At 54.0% G+C, this 16,270-nt stretch carries 12 protein-coding genes and 1 pseudogene; 12 read left to right on the top strand and 1 reads right to left on the bottom strand.

Features of this window, described 5'->3' with window-relative positions; all coding sequences use genetic code 11:
• From ACJ8OK_RS23870 to ACJ8OK_RS23815, 12 genes and pseudogenes are all read left to right on the top strand, one after another.
• Nucleotides 1-115, top strand: a pseudogene (locus ACJ8OK_RS23870) (EF-Tu/IF-2/RF-3 family GTPase); the annotation flags it as partial.
• Nucleotides 116-375: 260 nt separating this feature from the next.
• Nucleotides 376-759: a preprotein translocase subunit SecE gene (secE, locus tag ACJ8OK_RS23865; RefSeq protein ID WP_004929916.1), complete on the top strand. Its 384-nt coding sequence runs from the start codon at nt 376-378 to the stop codon at nt 757-759.
• Between the two features lies 1 nt (nt 760).
• Nucleotides 761-1,306, top strand: a complete 546-nt coding sequence (nusG, locus tag ACJ8OK_RS23860) for a transcription termination/antitermination protein NusG (RefSeq protein ID WP_004929914.1) — start codon at nt 761-763, stop codon at nt 1,304-1,306.
• Nucleotides 1,307-1,471: 165 nt separating this feature from the next.
• Nucleotides 1,472-1,900: a 50S ribosomal protein L11 gene (rplK, locus tag ACJ8OK_RS23855; protein ID WP_004929911.1), complete on the top strand. Its 429-nt coding sequence runs from the start codon at nt 1,472-1,474 to the stop codon at nt 1,898-1,900.
• Between the two features lie 3 nt (nt 1,901-1,903).
• The gene (gene rplA, locus ACJ8OK_RS23850; RefSeq protein ID WP_004929908.1) at nt 1,904-2,608 is read left to right on the top strand and encodes a 50S ribosomal protein L1; all 705 of its coding nucleotides are present in this window, start codon (nt 1,904-1,906) and stop codon (nt 2,606-2,608) included.
• Between the two features lie 338 nt (nt 2,609-2,946).
• On the top strand, nt 2,947-3,444 hold the full coding sequence (rplJ, locus tag ACJ8OK_RS23845; protein ID WP_004929905.1) for a 50S ribosomal protein L10: 498 nt from the start codon (nt 2,947-2,949) through the stop codon (nt 3,442-3,444).
• Between the two features lie 63 nt (nt 3,445-3,507).
• The gene (gene rplL / locus ACJ8OK_RS23840; RefSeq protein ID WP_004929903.1) at nt 3,508-3,873 is read left to right on the top strand and encodes a 50S ribosomal protein L7/L12; all 366 of its coding nucleotides are present in this window, start codon (nt 3,508-3,510) and stop codon (nt 3,871-3,873) included.
• Nucleotides 3,874-4,205: 332 nt separating this feature from the next.
• A complete protein-coding gene (rpoB, locus tag ACJ8OK_RS23835) occupies nt 4,206-8,234 on the top strand; it encodes a DNA-directed RNA polymerase subunit beta (RefSeq protein WP_004929900.1) in 4,029 nt (1,342 codons plus the stop codon).
• 118 nt (nt 8,235-8,352) lie between these two features.
• Nucleotides 8,353-12,576: a DNA-directed RNA polymerase subunit beta' gene (rpoC, locus tag ACJ8OK_RS23830; RefSeq protein WP_021505232.1), complete on the top strand. Its 4,224-nt coding sequence runs from the start codon at nt 8,353-8,355 to the stop codon at nt 12,574-12,576.
• Nucleotides 12,577-12,743: 167 nt separating this feature from the next.
• Entirely contained in the window at nt 12,744-13,190 is a 447-nt protein-coding gene (locus ACJ8OK_RS23825) for a GNAT family N-acetyltransferase (protein WP_442531153.1), read from the top strand.
• The gene (locus ACJ8OK_RS23820; protein ID WP_033631529.1) at nt 13,190-13,654 is read left to right on the top strand and encodes an oxidoreductase; all 465 of its coding nucleotides are present in this window, start codon (nt 13,190-13,192) and stop codon (nt 13,652-13,654) included. The genes ACJ8OK_RS23825 and ACJ8OK_RS23820 overlap by 1 nt, the downstream gene beginning before the upstream one ends.
• 1 nt (nt 13,655) lies before the next feature.
• The gene (locus tag ACJ8OK_RS23815) at nt 13,656-14,930 is read left to right on the top strand and encodes a sensor histidine kinase (RefSeq protein WP_033631530.1); all 1,275 of its coding nucleotides are present in this window, start codon (nt 13,656-13,658) and stop codon (nt 14,928-14,930) included.
• Here ACJ8OK_RS23815 and ACJ8OK_RS23810 read toward each other — a convergent pair.
• On the bottom strand, nt 14,916-15,695 hold the full coding sequence (locus ACJ8OK_RS23810; protein WP_033631531.1) for a helix-turn-helix domain-containing protein: 780 nt from the start codon (nt 15,693-15,695) through the stop codon (nt 14,916-14,918). The genes ACJ8OK_RS23815 and ACJ8OK_RS23810 overlap by 15 nt on opposite strands.
• Nucleotides 15,696-16,270: the final 575 nt, after the last annotated feature.

Genomic DNA, 16,270 nt, shown 5'->3' with positions numbered 1-16,270 from the left:
GAACATGAAAGTTACCCTGATTCACCCAATCGCGATGGACGACGGTCTGCGTTTCGCAATCCGTGAAGGCGGCCGTACTGTAGGCGCTGGTGTTGTTGCTAAAGTTATCGCTTAATCGCTGATAAAGTTTGACGCGACACGCGGTAAAAGGGCATCATTTGATGCCCTTTTTCTACGCTGTGAACTAGAACCTATCTCATCAGCGATTTTGCAGTCATAATCATTGGTGAGATGGGCTCTTAAACCGTATTGACTGAAATACGTCATGGCGTAAAACACCGGGATATCGCTAATGCGCTATCCGATCGGTTTGGTTTGCCTCGCAATGCGAGGCAAAGTTGTTTGTTATGAATCATCATTGTGACAGGTTGGTTTATGAGTGCGAATACCGAGGCTCAAGGGAGCGGACGCGGCCTGGAAGCGGCAAAGTGGCTGATCGTCGCCGTTCTGTTGGTTGTGGCTATTGTCGGTAACTATTACTACCGTGATTTAAGCCTGCCATTGCGCGCGCTGGCAGTTGTGCTGATCATCGCCGTTGCAGGTGCAGTGGCTCTGATGACCACCAAAGGCAAAGCCACCGTTGCGTTTGCCCGTGAAGCGCGTACCGAAGTACGTAAAGTGATTTGGCCAACTCGTCAGGAAACGCTACACACCACGTTGATCGTTGCCGCGGTAACCGCCGTGATGTCACTGATTCTGTGGGGACTGGATGGTATTCTGGTCCGTCTGGTGTCGTTTATTACTGGCCTGAGGTTCTAAAATGTCTGAAGCTCCAAAAAAACGTTGGTACGTCGTTCAGGCGTTTTCCGGTTTTGAAGGTCGCGTAGCGCAATCGCTGCGTGAACACATCAAACTGCACGATATGGAAGAGCTGTTCGGCGAAGTGATGGTGCCTACGGAAGAAGTGGTTGAAATCCGTGGCGGCCAGCGTCGCAAGAGCGAGCGTAAGTTCTTCCCTGGCTATGTGCTGGTGCAGATGGTGATGAATGACGCCAGCTGGCACTTGGTGCGCAGCGTACCGCGCGTCATGGGGTTCATCGGCGGAACGTCTGACCGTCCAGCGCCGATCAGCGATAAAGAAGTTGATGCGATCATGAACCGCCTGCAGCAGGTCGGTGACAAGCCGCGTCCGAAAACGCTGTTCGAGCCGGGCGAGCTGGTGCGCGTCAACGACGGCCCGTTTGCCGATTTCAACGGCGTGGTCGAAGAAGTCGATTACGAGAAGAGCCGCCTGAAAGTTTCCGTTTCCATCTTCGGCCGTGCAACGCCGGTGGAACTGGACTTCAGCCAGGTTGAAAAAGGCTGATCGAATAATCAGCAGTAAGCGGCCTGTTGCCGCTTGTCAAAGGCGCGAAATTGAACTACAATTTCGCGCCTTTTGTTTTTAGATGCCTTGCCTGATGTTTGTCCGGCGAGGTTAAACACGGGGAGCCTCTCACGAGGCGATACTACCCAAACCGAGGAAATTTAAATGGCTAAGAAAGTACAAGCCTACGTTAAGCTGCAAGTTGCAGCTGGTATGGCTAACCCGAGCCCACCAGTGGGTCCAGCTCTGGGTCAGCAGGGCGTTAACATCATGGAATTCTGTAAGGCGTTCAATGCTAAGACTGACAGCATTGAAAAAGGTCTGCCGATTCCGGTTGTTATCACCGTTTATTCTGATCGCTCCTTCACTTTCGTTACCAAAACCCCGCCGGCAGCAGTTCTGCTGAAAAAAGCGGCTGGTATCAAGTCTGGTTCCGGTAAGCCGAACAAAGACAAAGTAGGTAAAGTGACCCGTGCTCAGGTACGTGAAATCGCAGAAACCAAAGCTGCGGACATGACTGGTTCTGACGTTGAAGCGATGACTCGCTCCATCGAAGGTACCGCTCGTTCCATGGGCCTGGTAGTGGAGGATTAAGAGATGGCTAAGCTGACCAAGCGCATGCGCGTGATCCGTGACAAAGTTGATGCGACTAAACAGTATGACATCACTGAAGCTGTTGCTCTGCTGAAAGAGCTGGCCACCGCTAAATTCGTAGAAAGCGTTGACGTTGCCGTTAACCTCGGCATCGACGCTCGTAAATCTGACCAAAACGTTCGTGGCGCTACCGTTCTGCCACACGGCACCGGTCGTTCCGTTCGCGTTGCCGTATTTACCCAAGGCGCTAACGCTGAAGCTGCGAAAGCTGCAGGCGCAGAGCTGGTAGGTATGGACGATCTGGCTGAGCAGATCAAGAAAGGCGAAATGAACTTCGACGTTGTTATTGCTTCCCCGGATGCAATGCGCGTTGTTGGTCAACTGGGCCAGATCCTGGGTCCACGTGGCCTGATGCCAAACCCGAAAGTGGGTACCGTTACTCCGAACGTTGCTGAAGCTGTGAAAAACGCTAAAGCAGGTCAGGTTCGCTACCGTAACGACAAAAACGGCATCATCCATACCACCATCGGTAAGGTTGATTTCGACGCAGACAAACTGAAAGAAAACCTGGAAGCCCTGCTGGTTGCGCTGAAAAAAGCAAAACCTTCTCAGGCGAAAGGTATGTACATCAAGAAAGTTAGCCTCTCCACCACCATGGGTGCTGGCGTTGCTATCGATCAGAGCGGTCTGTCTGCCGCAGCGAACTAATCGCACTTGCGATTATCGCTTTGACTTGGGGCCGAGATTTGTCTAGAATCTTATGCCCCAAGGTTTTGCTATTGGCTATGCCGTAGGCAAAACAAAGATTTTTCGGTTGGAGCCTGGCCTATCCAGGCCTCCGTCCAAGACCGCAGGTGTATCGCGAGATACTTAATCCTTCCTGCGTAGACGGTGACAGAGCCTAAGAAAATTTTTCTTTTTTATAAAAGAATGTCTTTGCTGGATTCTGCTCACCGTGTTAAGCCGCTCGGCGTGGCGTTTTACAAAGCGCCGAGTGAAGTGAGTTCCGGGGGATTTTCCCCGGCTAATCCAGGAGCAAAAAGCTAATGGCATTAAATCTTCAAGACAAACAAGCGATTGTTGCTGAAGTCAGCGAAGTAGCCAAAGGCGCGCTGTCTGCGGTTGTTGCGGATTCCCGCGGCGTTACCGTAGATAAAATGACTGAACTGCGTAAAGCAGGTCGTGAAGCTGGCGTTTACATGCGTGTTGTTCGCAACACCCTGATGCGTCGCGTAGTTGAAGGCACTCCATTCGAATGCCTGAAAGACACGTTTGTCGGTCCAACCTTGATTGCATTCTCTCACGAACACCCGGGCGCTGCTGCTCGTCTGTTCAAAGAGTTCGCGAAAGCGAATGCAAAATTCGAGGTTAAAGCTGCGGCCTTTGAAGGTGAGCTGATCCCAGCGGCGCAAATCGACCGCCTGGCGACGCTGCCAACTTACGAAGAAGCGATCGCACGCCTGATGGCAACCATGAAAGAAGCCGCTGCCGGCAAACTGGTTCGCACTCTGGCTGCAGTACGCGATCAGAAAGAAGCGGCGTAAGCCACTCTTTCTTAGCCTTTGCTAACGTATTTAAACTATTTCTGAATTTTAGGAACAATTGTTATGTCTATCACTAAAGACCAAATCCTGGAAGCAGTTGCCGCTATGTCCGTAATGGACGTTGTTGAACTGGTTTCCGCTATGGAAGAAAAATTCGGCGTTTCTGCTGCTGCTGCTGTAGCTGTAGCTGCTGGCCCAGCTGAAGCTGCTGAAGAGAAAACTGAATTCGACGTTATCCTGAAAGCTGCAGGCGCTAACAAAGTTGCTGTTATCAAAGCAGTACGTGGCGCTACCGGCCTGGGTCTGAAAGAAGCTAAAGACCTGGTTGAATCTGCTCCAGCCGCTCTGAAAGAAGGCGTGAGCAAAGATGACGCAGAAGCTCTGAAAAAATCTCTGGAAGAAGCTGGCGCAGAAGTTGAAGTTAAATAAGCCAACCTTTCCGGTTGCAGCCTAGTCTTTTAGGCTGATGGCTGGTGACTTTTTAGTCACCAGCCTTTTTGCGCTGTAGGGCGCCAGTAGCGTTTCACACTGTTTGGCTGCTGGTTTCGCCTCCCAATGTTTGTTTCTATTGACGACTTAATATACCGCGGTCTTTGCACTACCAGGAGTTCTGGGGGAAGGCGCGATGAAATGGTTTAAGCGTGATAGCAAGAGACATTGCGGAAAGTGTTCCCGCTTTCCGGTCGACAAAACGGTGTTGCATGAACTGTCCCTAATCGGACGGACAGATTGGGTCACTGATCAGCGAGCTGAGGAACCCTATGGTTTACTCCTATACCGAGAAAAAACGTATTCGTAAGGATTTTGGTAAACGTCCACAAGTGCTGGACATACCATATCTCCTTTCTATCCAGCTTGACTCGTTCCAGAAGTTTATCGAGCAAGATCCAGAAGGGCAGTACGGCCTTGAAGCCGCATTCCGTTCTGTTTTCCCTATCCAGAGCTACAGTGGCAATTCGGAGCTGCAATACGTTAGCTACCGTCTTGGTGAGCCGGTCTTCGACGTCAAAGAGTGCCAGATCCGTGGTGTGACGTTCTCTGCACCGCTGCGCGTAAAACTGCGCCTGGTTATCTATGAGCGCGAAGCGCCTGAAGGTACGGTCAAAGACATCAAGGAACAAGAAGTCTACATGGGCGAAATTCCGCTCATGACCGAAAACGGCACCTTTGTGATCAACGGTACTGAGAGGGTTATCGTATCTCAGTTGCACCGTAGTCCTGGCGTATTCTTCGACAGCGATAAGGGTAAAACCCACTCCTCGGGTAAAGTGCTGTACAACGCACGTATCATCCCTTACCGCGGTTCATGGTTGGACTTCGAGTTCGATCCGAAAGACAACCTGTTCGTGCGTATTGACCGTCGCCGCAAACTGCCTGCGACCATCATTCTGCGCGCGCTGAACTACACCACTGAACAGATCCTCGACCTGTTCTTTGACAAGATCGTCTTCGAAATCCGCGACAACAAGCTGCAGATGGAGCTGGTGCCTGAGCGCCTGCGTGGTGAGACCGCTTCGTTCGATATCGAAGCCAACGGCAAGATCTACGTAGAGAAAGGCCGTCGTATCACCGCCCGTCATATCCGTCAGCTGGAAAAAGACGACATTCAGAGCATTGAAGTACCGGTAGAGTACATCGCGGGCAAAGTGGTCGCGAAAGACTATATCGATACCAATACCGGCGAACTGATCTGCGCAGCCAACATGGAGCTGTCGCTGGATCTGCTGGCCAAGCTGAGCCAGTCCGGCCACAAGCGTATCGAAACGCTGTTCACCAACGATCTGGATCACGGCGCGTATATCTCTGAAACGCTGCGTGTCGATCCGACCAACGATCGTCTGAGCTCGCTGGTAGAGATCTACCGCATGATGCGTCCTGGTGAGCCGCCAACGCGCGAAGCTGCCGAAAGCCTGTTCGAGAACCTGTTCTTCTCCGAAGACCGCTACGATCTGTCCGCGGTCGGCCGTATGAAGTTCAACCGTTCTCTGCTGCGCGACGAGATCGAAGGTTCGGGCATCCTGAGCAAAGACGACATCATCGAAGTGATGAAGAAGCTCATCGATATCCGTAACGGCAAGGGCGAAGTGGACGATATCGACCACTTGGGCAACCGTCGTATCCGCTCCGTCGGCGAAATGGCCGAGAACCAGTTCCGCGTAGGTCTGGTGCGTGTTGAGCGTGCGGTGAAAGAGCGTCTGTCTCTGGGCGATCTGGATACCCTGATGCCTCAGGACATGATCAACGCCAAGCCGATTTCGGCGGCGGTGAAAGAGTTCTTCGGCTCCAGCCAGCTGTCCCAGTTCATGGACCAGAACAACCCGCTGTCCGAGATCACGCACAAGCGTCGTATCTCCGCACTGGGCCCGGGCGGTCTGACCCGTGAGCGCGCCGGCTTTGAAGTTCGAGACGTACACCCGACCCACTACGGCCGCGTGTGCCCAATCGAAACGCCGGAAGGTCCAAACATCGGTCTGATCAACTCCCTGTCCGTGTACGCACAGACTAACGAGTATGGCTTCCTGGAAACCCCGTACCGCCGCGTGCGCGACGGCGTGGTGACCGATGAGATCAACTACCTGTCTGCTATTGAAGAAGGCAACTTCGTTATCGCCCAGGCGAACTCCAACCTGGATGAAGAAGGCCGCTTCGTAGAAGACCTGGTCACCTGCCGCAGCAAAGGCGAATCAAGCCTGTTCAGCCGCGACCAGGTTGACTACATGGACGTATCCACCCAACAGGTTGTTTCCGTTGGTGCTTCACTGATTCCATTCCTGGAACACGATGACGCCAACCGTGCATTGATGGGGGCGAACATGCAACGTCAGGCCGTACCAACCCTGCGCGCTGACAAGCCGCTGGTCGGTACCGGTATGGAACGCGCTGTAGCGGTTGACTCCGGCGTAACCGCCGTTGCCAAACGCGGCGGTGTGATCCAGTACGTGGATGCTTCCCGTATCGTTATCAAAGTTAACGAAGACGAGATGTACCCGGGCGAAGCAGGTATCGATATTTACAACCTGACCAAGTACACCCGTTCTAACCAGAACACCTGCATCAACCAGATGCCGTGTGTGAATCTGGGTGAGCCAATCGAGCGCGGCGACGTGCTGGCGGATGGCCCATCGACAGACCTGGGCGAACTGGCACTGGGCCAGAACATGCGCGTAGCGTTCATGCCTTGGAACGGCTACAACTTCGAAGACTCCATCTTGGTCTCCGAGCGCGTGGTGCAGGAAGATCGCTTCACCACCATCCACATCCAGGAACTGGCGTGCGTGTCTCGCGACACCAAGCTGGGGCCTGAAGAGATCACCGCCGACATCCCTAACGTGGGTGAAGCTGCGCTCTCCAAGCTGGATGAATCCGGTATCGTGTATATCGGTGCTGAAGTGACCGGCGGCGACATTCTGGTCGGTAAGGTAACTCCTAAAGGCGAAACCCAGCTGACGCCGGAAGAGAAACTGCTGCGTGCGATCTTCGGTGAGAAAGCGTCTGACGTTAAAGACTCTTCTCTGCGTGTGCCGAACGGCGTTTCCGGTACGGTTATCGACGTACAGGTCTTCACCCGCGATGGCGTGGAAAAAGACAAGCGCGCGTTGGAAATCGAAGAGATGCAGCTGAAGCAGGCGAAGAAAGACCTGACTGAAGAACTGCAGATCCTGGAAGCCGGCCTGTTCGCACGTATCCACGCGGTGCTGGTTGCGGGTGGCATCGAAGCCGACAAGCTGAGCAAACTGCCGCGCGATCGCTGGCTGGAACTGGGCCTGACCGACGAAGAGAAGCAAAACCAGCTGGAGCAGCTGGCTGAGCAGTACGACGAACTGAAATCCGACTTCGAGAAGAAGCTGGAAGCCAAGCGTCGTAAGATCACTCAGGGCGACGATCTGGCGCCGGGCGTGCTGAAAATCGTCAAGGTTTATCTGGCCGTTAAACGTCAGATCCAACCGGGTGACAAGATGGCGGGCCGCCACGGTAACAAGGGTGTTATCTCCAAGATCAACCCGATCGAAGATATGCCTTACGATGAAAACGGCACGCCGGTAGACATCGTACTGAACCCGCTGGGCGTACCATCACGTATGAACATCGGTCAGATCCTGGAAACCCACCTGGGTATGGCTGCGAAAGGCATCGGTGAGAAGATCAACCAGATGCTGAAGCAGCAGCAGGAAGTGGCCAAGCTGCGTGAGTTCATCCAGAAGGCCTACGATCTGGGCGACGACGTTTGCCAGAAAGTTGACCTGAACACCTTCAGCGACGACGAAGTGCTGCGTCTGGCAGAGAACCTGAAAAAAGGTATGCCGATCGCAACGCCGGTGTTTGACGGTGCGAAAGAGACTGAAATCAAGAAGCTGCTGGAAATGGGTGGTATCCCGACCTCCGGTCAGATCACGCTGTTCGATGGCCGTACCGGTGAGCAATTCGAGCGCCAGGTTACTGTCGGCTATATGTACATGCTGAAACTGAACCACTTGGTTGACGATAAAATGCACGCCCGTTCAACCGGTTCTTACAGCTTGGTTACTCAGCAACCTCTGGGTGGTAAAGCGCAGTTCGGTGGTCAACGCTTCGGTGAGATGGAAGTGTGGGCACTGGAAGCATACGGCGCGGCTTATACCCTGCAGGAAATGCTCACCGTTAAGTCGGATGACGTTAACGGCCGTACCAAGATGTACAAAAACATCGTGGATGGCGATCACCGGATGGAGCCAGGCATGCCGGAATCCTTCAACGTACTGTTGAAAGAAATCCGCTCGCTCGGCATCAACATCGAACTGGAAGACGAGTAATCGTCATTCCGGCTCAGGCTCCCCGCCTAAGGGAGCCTGAGGGTGGTTGTTCAGGTCACACGGGTACCTACTGCGGTTGTGGGTACCCAACAGGTTTAACTCCGACAGGAGCCAATCCGTGAAAGACTTATTGAAGTTTCTGAAAGCGCAAACTAAGACCGAAGAGTTTGATGCGATCAAGATTGCTCTGGCCTCGCCAGACATGATCCGTTCGTGGTCGTTCGGTGAAGTTAAGAAGCCGGAAACCATTAACTACCGTACGTTCAAACCTGAGCGTGACGGCCTTTTCTGCGCCCGTATCTTCGGGCCGGTAAAAGATTACGAGTGCCTGTGCGGTAAGTACAAGCGCTTGAAACACCGCGGCGTGATCTGTGAGAAGTGCGGCGTTGAAGTGACCCAGACTAAAGTGCGCCGTGAGCGCATGGGCCACATCGAGCTGGCTTCCCCGACTGCGCACATCTGGTTCCTGAAATCGCTGCCATCCCGCATCGGTTTGCTGCTGGATATGCCGCTGCGTGACATCGAACGCGTACTGTACTTCGAATCCTATGTGGTGGTCGAAGGCGGTATGACCAACCTCGAGCGTCGTCAGATCCTGACTGAAGAGCAGTATCTGGACGCGCTGGAAGAGTTCGGTGACGAATTCGACGCCAAGATGGGTGCGGAAGCCATTCAGGCCCTGTTGAAAAACATGGATCTGGAAGCCGAGTGCGAGCAGCTGCGTGAAGAGCTGAACGAAACCAACTCCGAAACCAAGCGCAAGAAGCTGACCAAGCGTATCAAGCTGCTGGAAGCGTTCGTACAGTCCGGTAACAAGCCGGAGTGGATGATCCTGACCGTGCTGCCGGTACTGCCGCCGGATCTGCGTCCGCTGGTTCCGCTGGATGGCGGCCGTTTCGCGACCTCGGATCTGAACGATCTGTATCGCCGCGTGATCAACCGTAACAACCGTCTGAAACGCCTGCTGGATCTGGCTGCGCCGGACATCATCGTGCGCAACGAAAAGCGTATGCTGCAAGAAGCGGTAGACGCCCTGCTGGATAACGGCCGTCGCGGTCGTGCGATCACCGGTTCCAACAAACGTCCTCTGAAATCTTTGGCCGACATGATCAAAGGTAAGCAGGGTCGTTTCCGTCAGAACCTGCTCGGTAAACGCGTCGACTACTCCGGCCGTTCCGTAATCACCGTAGGTCCATACCTGCGCCTGCATCAGTGCGGTCTGCCTAAAAAGATGGCGCTGGAGCTGTTCAAACCGTTCATCTACGGCAAGTTGGAGCTGCGTGGCCTGGCCACCACCATCAAAGCCGCCAAGAAAATGGTTGAGCGTGAAGAAGCCGTCGTTTGGGATATCCTGGACGAAGTGATCCGCGAACACCCGGTACTGCTGAACCGTGCACCAACCCTGCACCGTTTGGGGATCCAGGCGTTTGAACCGGTTCTGATCGAAGGTAAAGCGATCCAGCTGCACCCGCTGGTTTGTGCGGCCTATAACGCCGACTTCGATGGTGACCAGATGGCCGTTCACGTACCGCTGACGCTGGAAGCCCAGCTGGAAGCGCGTGCGTTGATGATGTCCACCAACAACATCCTGTCCCCAGCGAACGGCGAGCCAATCATCGTTCCTTCTCAGGACGTTGTACTGGGTCTGTACTACATGACCCGCGACTGTGTTAACGCCAAGGGCGAAGGCATGGTGCTGAACGGTTCCAAAGAAGCTGAGCGCGTTTACCGCGCCGGCCTGGCGTCTCTGCATGCGCGCGTTAAAGTGCGTATCACCGAAGACGTCAAGAACGCCGAAGGCGAATGGACTTCTCAGACCAGCATCATCGACACCACCATCGGCCGCGCCATCCTGTGGATGATCGTACCGAAAGGTCTGCCGTACGCGATCGTTAACCAGCCTTTGGGCAAGAAAGCGATCTCCAAGATGCTGAACACCTGTTACCGCATCCTGGGCCTGAAGCCGACCGTAATCTTTGCTGACCAGATCATGTACACCGGTTTTGCTTACGCAGCCCGTTCCGGCGCTTCCGTAGGTATCGACGACATGGTTATCCCGGCCAAGAAAGCGGAGATCATCGAAGAAGCGGAAACCGAAGTTGCCGAGATCCAGGAGCAGTTCCAGTCTGGTCTGGTTACCGCCGGCGAACGCTACAACAAAGTGATCGATATCTGGGCTGCAGCGAACGAACGCGTTGCGAAAGCGATGATGGAAAACCTGTCGGTAGAAGACGTGGTTAACCGTGACGGCGAAGTGGAACAGCAAGTTTCCTTCAACAGCATCTTTATGATGGCCGACTCCGGTGCGCGTGGTTCCGCCGCTCAGATTCGTCAGCTGGCCGGTATGCGTGGCCTGATGGCGAAGCCGGACGGCTCCATCATCGAAACGCCAATCACCGCGAACTTCCGTGAAGGTCTGAACGTACTCCAGTACTTCATCTCCACCCACGGTGCTCGTAAAGGTCTGGCGGATACCGCACTGAAAACCGCGAACTCCGGTTATCTGACCCGTCGTCTGGTTGACGTGGCGCAGGACCTGGTGGTGACCGAAGACGACTGTGGCACCCACGACGGCATCCTGATGACCCCGGTTATCGAAGGTGGCGACGTGAAAGAGCCGCTGCGTGAACGCGTTCTGGGCCGTGTGACGGCAGAAGACGTCCTCAAGCCGGGTACGGCGGACATTCTGGTGCCGCGCAACACCCTGCTGAACGAGAAGGCGTGTGACCTGTTGGAAGAGAACTCTGTCGACAGCGTTAAAGTCCGTTCCGTGGTGAGCTGTGAAACCGACTTCGGTGTGTGTGCTAACTGCTATGGTCGCGACCTGGCACGTGGCCACATCATCAACAAAGGCGAAGCCATCGGCGTTATCGCGGCACAGTCCATCGGTGAGCCGGGTACACAGCTGACGATGCGTACGTTCCACATCGGTGGTGCGGCATCTCGTGCGGCTGCTGAATCCAGCATTCAGGTGAAAAACAAGGGTAGCATCAAGCTGAGCAACGCGAAGTTCGTTATGAACGCCGCAGGCAAGCTGGTGATCACCTCGCGTAACACCGAACTGAAACTGATCGACGAATTCGGCCGTACCAAAGAAAGCTACAAGGTGCCTTACGGCGCCGTGATGGGCAAAGGCGACGGTGAAGAAGTTAACGGCGGCGAAACCGTCGCTAACTGGGATCCGCACACCATGCCGGTCATCAGTGAAGTCAGCGGCTTCATTCGCTTCGCGGACATGGTCGACGGCCAGACGATTACTCGTCAGACCGACGAACTGACCGGTTTGTCTTCTCTGGTTGTTCTGGACAGCGCAGAGCGTACCGGTAGCGGTAAAGACCTGCGTCCGGCACTGAAAATCGTTGACGCTCAGGGCGAAGACGTATTGATCCCAGGTACTGATATGCCTGCTCAATACTTCCTGCCGGGCAAAGCGATCGTTCAGCTGGAAGACGGCATTCAGATCGGTGCGGGTGATACCCTGGCGCGTATTCCTCAGGAATCCGGCGGTACCAAGGATATTACCGGTGGTCTGCCGCGCGTTGCCGACCTGTTCGAAGCGCGTCGTCCGAAAGAGCCGGCAATCCTGGCTGAAATCAGCGGGATTATCTCGTTCGGTAAAGAGACCAAAGGCAAACGTCGCCTGGTGATCTCTCCGCTGGACGGCAGCGACGCTTACGAAGAGATGATTCCGAAATGGCGTCAGCTCAACGTGTTCGAAGGCGAAGTGGTGGAACGTGGCGACGTCGTTTCCGACGGCCCAGAGTCTCCGCACGACATTCTGCGTCTGCGTGGCGTGCATGCGGTTACCCGCTACATCACCAACGAAGTGCAGGAAGTTTACCGTCTGCAAGGCGTTAAGATTAACGATAAGCACATCGAAGTTATCGTTCGTCAGATGCTGCGTAAAGGCACCATCGTTAGCGCTGGTGGCTCCGAGTTCCTGGAAGGCGAGCAGGCTGAAGTGTCTCGCGTCAAGATTGCCAACCGTCAGCTGGAAGCTGAAGGTAAGATCCCGGCAACCTTCTCGCGCGATCTGCTGGGTATCACCAAGGCATCCTTGGCGACCGAGTCCTTCATCTCCGCCGCATCGTTCCAGGAAACGACGCGCGTTCTGACCGAAGCTGCCGTAGCCGGCAAGCGTGATGAACTGCGTGGCCTGAAAGAGAACGTCATCGTGGGCCGTCTGATCCCAGCCGGTACCGGTTACGCTTATCATCAGGATCGCATGCGTCGCCGTGCTCAGGGTGAAGCGCCGGTTGTTCCGCAAGTCAGCGCGGAAGAAGCGACGGCTAACCTGGCCGAGCTGCTCAACGCAGGCCTGGGCGGCAGCGACGACGAGTAATCGTCATCCGCGCCGCGGGCCCGGCATGCCGGGCCCATTGCCAGATAAACCGCTCCCTCGGGGGCGGTTTTTTTTCGCCTCATGCCGGGGCAGAGCAAACTTTGCTACTATGGTTACAGCAGAAATTGACCGGCGCTTTTACCAAGACAACCAAGGACAGTGCGAACATGGACAGCCTCATTACCTTCGAAAAATTGACGGCGCAACACCTGCCTTACCTGTATGAGATCCGCTTTTCCGTTGAAGAAAACCTGCTGCATCCGCATCAAATCCAGTATCTGCAGCGCAGGCAGGCGCTGGAGGACATCAACCAGGGCGGCGGCTGGATCTGCAAGCATGGCGACGACTATGCCGGCGTTGGCTTCGGGTTATTCATCCCTGAACCGCTGATCGGCGGCCTGTTCGTGAAGCCGGAATACCAGTCGAAGGGGATCGGCTCCGCCTTGTTGGCGCGAGTCACCGCCTGGATGTTTGAGCGCGGCGCCGAAGCGATCCACTTAACCACCGATCCGGGCTCCAAAGCCGAAGGCTTTTATCAACATCACGGCTGGGGCGTGGTCGGGCAGGATGAGTTCGGCCAGGCCGAACTGGTGAAACGCAAAGAGGGTGAATAATGACAATCAAAGGATTGATGACGTTACTGCTGCTTTCGCTGTTCAGCGCACCGCTGTATGCGGCCGTTGACTATTTTTACCTGAAACCGCTCGATGGTGAGAAGATCAAGATAACCAGGCAGATGCTGGAGGCGATGCCGCAGTACACGATTAAAACCTCGACCAATTTCACTCCGGAAGATACGTTCACCGGCGTTGAGTTTGCAGAGTTAGTGAAAGCCTACCACCTGAAAGGCCAGTCGGTGCGCGCTTTCGCCTGGGATGATTACTCCTATTCGATGCCGATTGACGAGATGATTAAATACCGTGTGATCGTCGCCTACCAGCGCGGCGGCAAGCCGATCGACGTTGGTGAGCTGGGGCCGTTCGCCATTATTTATCCGCGCGATGGCTATGCCGAACTGAATAACCTGGATGTGAATGCGAAAACCGTCTGGCAAGTGAAACGGTTGGAGCTGAAATAAGATGAGCAAAAAACTGATCGGTACTCTTATCGCGTTGGTTGCCATCTTCTCCTTATTGATTTTGTTGATTGCCATTAACTTCGGCGGCGTAAAAGAGCGCTATAAGCAGATTGAGCCCAATCTGGACAACTACTCGGTGGCCGAGATCCTGTTTCTGGCCTTTGAAAGGACCAAAACCGCACTGTTGCTCAGTGAAAACAATGACTACGGCGCCTTCCAGATCAAAAAGAAAATCTTCTACTCGAAGATTCAGATCCTGGAGAGCCGTTCGACCTTCAGCGACTCTTTTTATTACGACGACGAGTTCATCAAAAATGTTGCGCTGCTGAAGCAGCAGTACCGCACGTTGGACGATCTTTCTGCCGGCTTGCTGGTGGGGCTGAAAAACAAGGCGGACATTCTCTCTTATATGGATGATATCGAGGGTACGCTGGTCGATATCCAGGAAATTATTTATCGGATACAGATTAAAAACTTTACCGAAGTGAAAGGCATCATCCAGGACAACTCGAGTAAAGCCGAGATGTTCGCCCTCTTTTCGCTGATTTTAGTGTTCCTGATGATGTTCCTGGTGTTGAGAAACGCCTTCTCGTTGAAAGAGATCATCAAGAACAAGAACATCTTTATCTCTTCCATCTACCACGAGATCGCCGGCTCGACCCAGGCCATCGTCATTGCCGCGGATATCATGGAACATGAGCTGGCGCAGGAAGAATTGAAAAAAGAAGCCCGCCTGATCTCCTATCACGGTAACAAGATCGCCGAACAAACGCGCGAGGTGATGGATTATTCTCGGCTTGAGATGGGAGAAGTTAAAATCAATATTTCCACCTTCCGGCTGAATGAGGTGGTGGACGATGCCGTAACCGGCATCGGCGCCGGGCGAGGCAATCGCCTCGTGATCCACCATTCGTCTTATGCCGGCCTGATTGGTTCTGATAAATACAAGCTCTACCGAATATTGGCCAACCTGCTCAGCAACGCGGATAAGTTTACCCACCACGGCGCGATCGCCCTCAATGTGAAGGTGTGTCACGGCAATCTGTATTTGCGGGTAAAAGACACCGGCATCGGGTTTAACGTCGATAATCTGGATCGGTTATATAAGGCGTTCAATCAGGGGGTGGAAAGGGAAACGCGGCAGGGATTAGGGCTGGGGCTGACCATTATCAAAAATTACGTCACGACGATGAAAGGCACCATCAAGGTCAAATCCGTCGAAGGGGTTGGCTCATCGTTTTTGATCCGCATTCCGGTCAAACTAATTAAAGAATAGGTTCGACAGCAATAGCGAAGAGATAATCAGCGGCTTGGTCGGTTTTTCCACCAGGTGCACGTCATAGTGCAGGATCATGTCGCCGATGTTTTTCTCGTAGTGATTCAGCTGGCCGGTCAGAATGATGATGCGGGCGTGCGGATCGAGGGCGTCTTTAATTTTCTTCACCACGCGTTCGGAAGTCTCGCCGAAGTCCAACAGCCAGTCCAAAATAAACGCCTCAAAGGACTGCTGCTCCAGCGCGGCCAGCATGGCGTCCGCCGTCTGAAAGGTCTCAGCCTCGATGCCGTAGCGGCTGGCGATCTTCTTCAACAGTTCGAGAATATCGCCGTCATTATCCAGGATCGCGATGCGCGGGGCCGGCAGAAAGTCTATCTTGTTGACTTTATACAGCGGGGCATCGGCTGCATATTCCCGATTGGTGTTGATGATGAAAAGATCGTCCTTTTTGTAGGCGTAAGTTTCGTCGTTGTCCGCTTGCGTGACCGGGCGCTCGTCGACCTCAATGTTGCAGCGCTTGTGAATGCTGTTCATGATAAACACGCCGTTATGTGTCCGTTGGCCGGCAAACGGCTCGTTGAAATACTGGAAAACCTTTTTGACTTCATCGAGGGTGATGCCCCTTTTGCCATCCAGCTTCTGTTTGGCGCTGTTGTACTGAAGGTTCAGTATGTTGGCCATCGTGGAGGCATGTTTTCTGTCGCCAACTCCTTTCAGAGTGAGCAACGCGCTGATTGCATCGATGTAATTTGGCGTTTTCTTCATGACAACCTTGGCTTTTTTGATGTTGACCGCGAGCGTTGAAAAACCTGCGTGAGGACCCGTGCTGGATTATAGATGAAGCCTCGGTTATTGCGGTGATATCAGTTTGATTTTCCTTGGCAAACTCAAAACATACTCGATGTGAAATAAAAAAAACACTCAAAAGACATTCACATTTAGCCGTTTATGTGGTTAATTAGCGCACATACTGTGTGATTCGCGTCCTGGGGGGGGTGCCAGTCTCACAAAATAAACCGCCTGCTCTTGTCCGTAAGCAGGGAGCAGGCGGCAAAAAGATCCGCGGCCGACACCAGGGCCATTGGCAGCACCGGGGATGGCTACTCGAACCTCTCTTCGTCGCTGTACCTTCTTTTTTCCTCTTTCCCCACTTTTCTGCCGCAACAGCGTCCTATGAGTTTCACCGCTGAGTGAGTGCCGAGCACCGTTATGCCACAGCCCTTTAGCCGACAAGGCACCTGCCCGTACACCCTTACAGGCCGCGATACGCCATATGCGCGTTGCTGCGGAGAGGGCCCGGAGTCGCGCAAGAGAATCTCCGGCGCGATCCGGGATGGGAT

It is taken from the genome of Serratia sp. CY71090 (genome assembly GCF_052166845.1).
Lineage (GTDB): Bacteria > Pseudomonadota > Gammaproteobacteria > Enterobacterales > Enterobacteriaceae > Serratia > Serratia nematodiphila.
Note: the sequence above shows the minus strand (reverse complement) of the source record. Positions and strands in the feature narration are given on the sequence as shown.

What these genes read in the sequence shown, in the direction of transcription:
- secE (WP_004929916.1), top strand. Translation starts at nt 376, where the DNA reads ATGAGTGCGAATACCGAGGCTCAAGGGAGCGGACGCGGCCTGGAAGCG.
- nusG (WP_004929914.1), top strand. Translation starts at nt 761, where the DNA reads ATGTCTGAAGCTCCAAAAAAACGTTGGTACGTCGTTCAGGCGTTTTCC.
- rplK (WP_004929911.1), top strand. Translation starts at nt 1,472, where the DNA reads ATGGCTAAGAAAGTACAAGCCTACGTTAAGCTGCAAGTTGCAGCTGGT.
- rplA (WP_004929908.1), top strand. Translation starts at nt 1,904, where the DNA reads ATGGCTAAGCTGACCAAGCGCATGCGCGTGATCCGTGACAAAGTTGAT.
- rplJ (WP_004929905.1), top strand. Translation starts at nt 2,947, where the DNA reads ATGGCATTAAATCTTCAAGACAAACAAGCGATTGTTGCTGAAGTCAGC.
- rplL (WP_004929903.1), top strand. Translation starts at nt 3,508, where the DNA reads ATGTCTATCACTAAAGACCAAATCCTGGAAGCAGTTGCCGCTATGTCC.
- rpoB (WP_004929900.1), top strand. Translation starts at nt 4,206, where the DNA reads ATGGTTTACTCCTATACCGAGAAAAAACGTATTCGTAAGGATTTTGGT.
- ACJ8OK_RS23825 (WP_442531153.1), top strand. Translation starts at nt 12,744, where the DNA reads ATGGACAGCCTCATTACCTTCGAAAAATTGACGGCGCAACACCTGCCT.
- ACJ8OK_RS23820 (WP_033631529.1), top strand. Translation starts at nt 13,190, where the DNA reads ATGACAATCAAAGGATTGATGACGTTACTGCTGCTTTCGCTGTTCAGC.
- ACJ8OK_RS23815 (WP_033631530.1), top strand. Translation starts at nt 13,656, where the DNA reads ATGAGCAAAAAACTGATCGGTACTCTTATCGCGTTGGTTGCCATCTTC.
- ACJ8OK_RS23810 (WP_033631531.1), bottom strand. Translation starts at nt 15,695, where the DNA reads ATGAAGAAAACGCCAAATTACATCGATGCAATCAGCGCGTTGCTCACT.